Genomic DNA, 2541 nt, shown 5'->3' on the forward strand with positions numbered 1-2541 from the left:
TCGCTTCCACTGGTTGTCCATTGCCCAGTGCGGATATGGCTTATTGGGGTCAGTGGGCTGACGCAGGAGGTATCCGTCGAAGGTTCCGTGCTTCTCGGCGTACCACTCGATCGTCTCCCTGATCCGAGCTGGCAGGGGCACATCGCGGTACTCCCCCGCCTTCCGATGCGTCAGCGGTCCATAGCTCTTGGTCGACAGGATGACCTGCTCATTGACCCGGTAGACGTCGTCAGCGACGAGGTTGTTGAGGTTCACGGCGGCCGCCTCACCGTTGCGCAACCCGCAGCCAATCATCAGGTCGACCATCAGCCTGAAGGCGTCGTCCCCCGCCGTGCGGATTCCACGGAGTTGCTCGAGGGACGGAATAACGGCCCGTGCCGGGTCGTACTGCGGTGGCTTCACGCCGAGCAGCGGGTTGTCGGCGTAGATTCCAAGCCGGTGGGCGTCCAGCAGGATCGCGCGGAGCTTGTCGAAGGCATTCGCCTGGGTCGCGAGCCCCGTCTTCAAGCGCTCCATGGTGCGGATGAAGTGGTCCACCACCTTGTGGTCGAAGGAGTTCATCCTCCGGCTGCCGAGCGCCGGGTTGAGGTGGTGCTCCAGGAGCGAATCGAGGTGCCGCACCGAGGCGACCGCCAGGTGCCGCTGGCCGGCCTTCCACTCCTCGGCGTACTCCTCGAAGCGCATCGTCCCGTACTTCTGGATGCGCTCCGCCTTCGACTGGGACCGGAGGGTGGCCTTCTTCTCCTTGTAGATCTCCGTCAAACGAGTGATCGCCTTGTCCTGGGTGGCGAACCCGGCTTCCTCGGTCTGCTTTCCCGCCGCGTTGCGGTACCGGATCTTGTACTCGTGGGGGCACCTCGACCAACGAGACTCAGCGTGCTCGCAGTCCTTGAAGAAGGTGCCCATCCCGCGGGCGAGTGTCCGTGCTGCCATGTTGTGCTGACTCCTCGGCGTCGCATGCTGACCTTTTGCTGACGCCCGAGGGTCCGCGATACCTCTGACCTGGGATAAACCGCCGATCACGTGGTATGTGGTGGAACTTCGTGGGGCGGACGCAGGAGGAGATCAAGGGAGCCCGGGAGGAGTGGATGAGGGGGTCTCGATTCGGGGAGGTGAAGGGGTACGAGGGAGACCGCCTCCTCGCGCCCGAACTGCCGTCCGTGCCACTGAAACCAAGGGGTCGTGTGCGCTGAACTGGCACTTTCCGGGCGGGAGTCCGCGCAGTGGGGCGAGAGGCAAGCGCGCCCCGCCCGACACGTCCGCACTGCATGAGCAAACGCCTCTTCGGTCACTCGTTCCACCCGTCCCCGAAGTGCAAGTCTCGCCGGACTTTTCACCCTTGCTCGGACTGATGCTGACCTGATGCCGACTTTGCTCCGAAGCCGGTGCCCCCGGGATCATCAACAACAAGAGGGGAAGTCATGGCGGACCCGAAGGCCGGAGGCCCCATTGCGGAGCCACGAAAACGGTAACGGGGGGGGCGTGGCGCGCTGAAGGTGCTTCTTTCTGCCCTGACGGCCATCTCACGGGTGCAGCCTGTCGTCATCGTTCCGTCACAAGTAGTCGCCGCACGGAACCCTGCCGCTCTCCCGCCCTGTCTGCACTCACGTACCACGACCACGCGTACCGCGGGGCAACAACCGACGACCGAAACCCGCGGACGAGACGACTCAGGGGGACGACATCATGCGGCACAGCAACGGCATTCGCAGGGCGGCTCTGGCGACGGTCACGGCCGTCGCGGCGGCGGTGACCGGCATCCTGCCCGGCACCGCCATGGCGGCGAGCACCACCACTTCCACTCCGCCGCCCGCCTGCCCGGCCTCCGCCCTCCAGGTCAGCGCCCGGCAGGCCGTCCACCGGCCCGTCGGGACCGGGACCGGGGCGGCGGTCGTGCAGTTCACCAACGCCTCCCGGAGGACATGCGTCCTGAAGGGCCATCCGACGGTCGCGGGCGCCGGCAACGGCTCCCCCGCCCACAACACCCCGTTCAAGGTCACCCCCACCGGCAGGGCGGCCACCGTGACGGTCCGGCCGCACGGCAAGGCGTGGGTGAAGCTGACCTTCGTCCAGGTCCAAGGGGAGGGCGATGGCTACTGCGTGTCGGGCAAGGACCCGGTGACGTATCCGACGATGGTCATCGGGCTGCCGCACTCCGGGAAGCACCAGGTCGCCCTGAACGACGGGGTGTGGGCTGAGTGCGACAACAAGGTGACCGTCACCCCGGTCTCGGCGGTCAAGCCTTCCTGACCTGCGTCACGCCCTACCTGCTGCTCGGATGGAGCGGGCGGCATCCGCTGAGAGGCGTCGGCATCGGCAGACTTCGATTCCGGTTCCGTCCCTTGCGCTTGCCGGTGGAAATGATCAGGTGGGCTGGATCTGCTAGACGGACTCGCCGCCCGAGCGCCGCCGGAGCACGGTCTGGAGCATGTCGTCGGTGATGACCGGCGGCCGGCCGCCGTGCTTGCCCTTGCGGGCCGCGGTGTCGAGCCCTTCCAGCGTCGACTCGCGGATGGACCGCAGCCGGCCGCTCGGTGGCCC

2 protein-coding genes and 1 pseudogene are annotated in these 2541 nt (G+C 66.9%); 2 read left to right on the forward strand and 1 reads right to left on the reverse strand.

Annotation, left to right across the window (positions count from 1 at the left end):
• Positions 1-933: site-specific integrase (locus tag GT030_RS06410; protein WP_202459762.1), on the reverse strand; the 933-nt coding region annotated here is incomplete at its 3' end.
• A gap of 95 nt (positions 934-1028) precedes the next feature.
• Here GT030_RS06410 and GT030_RS06415 point away from each other — a divergent pair.
• Positions 1029-1193: pseudogene (locus GT030_RS06415) on the forward strand (pirin-like C-terminal cupin domain-containing protein); the annotation flags it as partial.
• A gap of 493 nt (positions 1194-1686) precedes the next feature.
• Positions 1687-2250 (forward strand): DUF4232 domain-containing protein, encoded by a 564-nt coding sequence (locus tag GT030_RS06420; protein ID WP_161200242.1) that lies wholly within the window; start codon positions 1687-1689, stop codon positions 2248-2250.
• Positions 2251-2541: the final 291 nt, after the last annotated feature.

This window comes from Streptomyces sp. SID1328 (assembly GCF_009865595.1).
Classification (GTDB): domain Bacteria; phylum Actinomycetota; class Actinomycetes; order Streptomycetales; family Streptomycetaceae; genus Streptomyces; species Streptomyces griseoluteus.

Excerpts from the sequence above, each read along its gene's own strand:
- GT030_RS06420 (WP_161200242.1), top strand. The coding sequence starts at position 1,687 with ATGCGGCACAGCAACGGCATTCGCAGGGCGGCTCTGGCGACGGTCACG.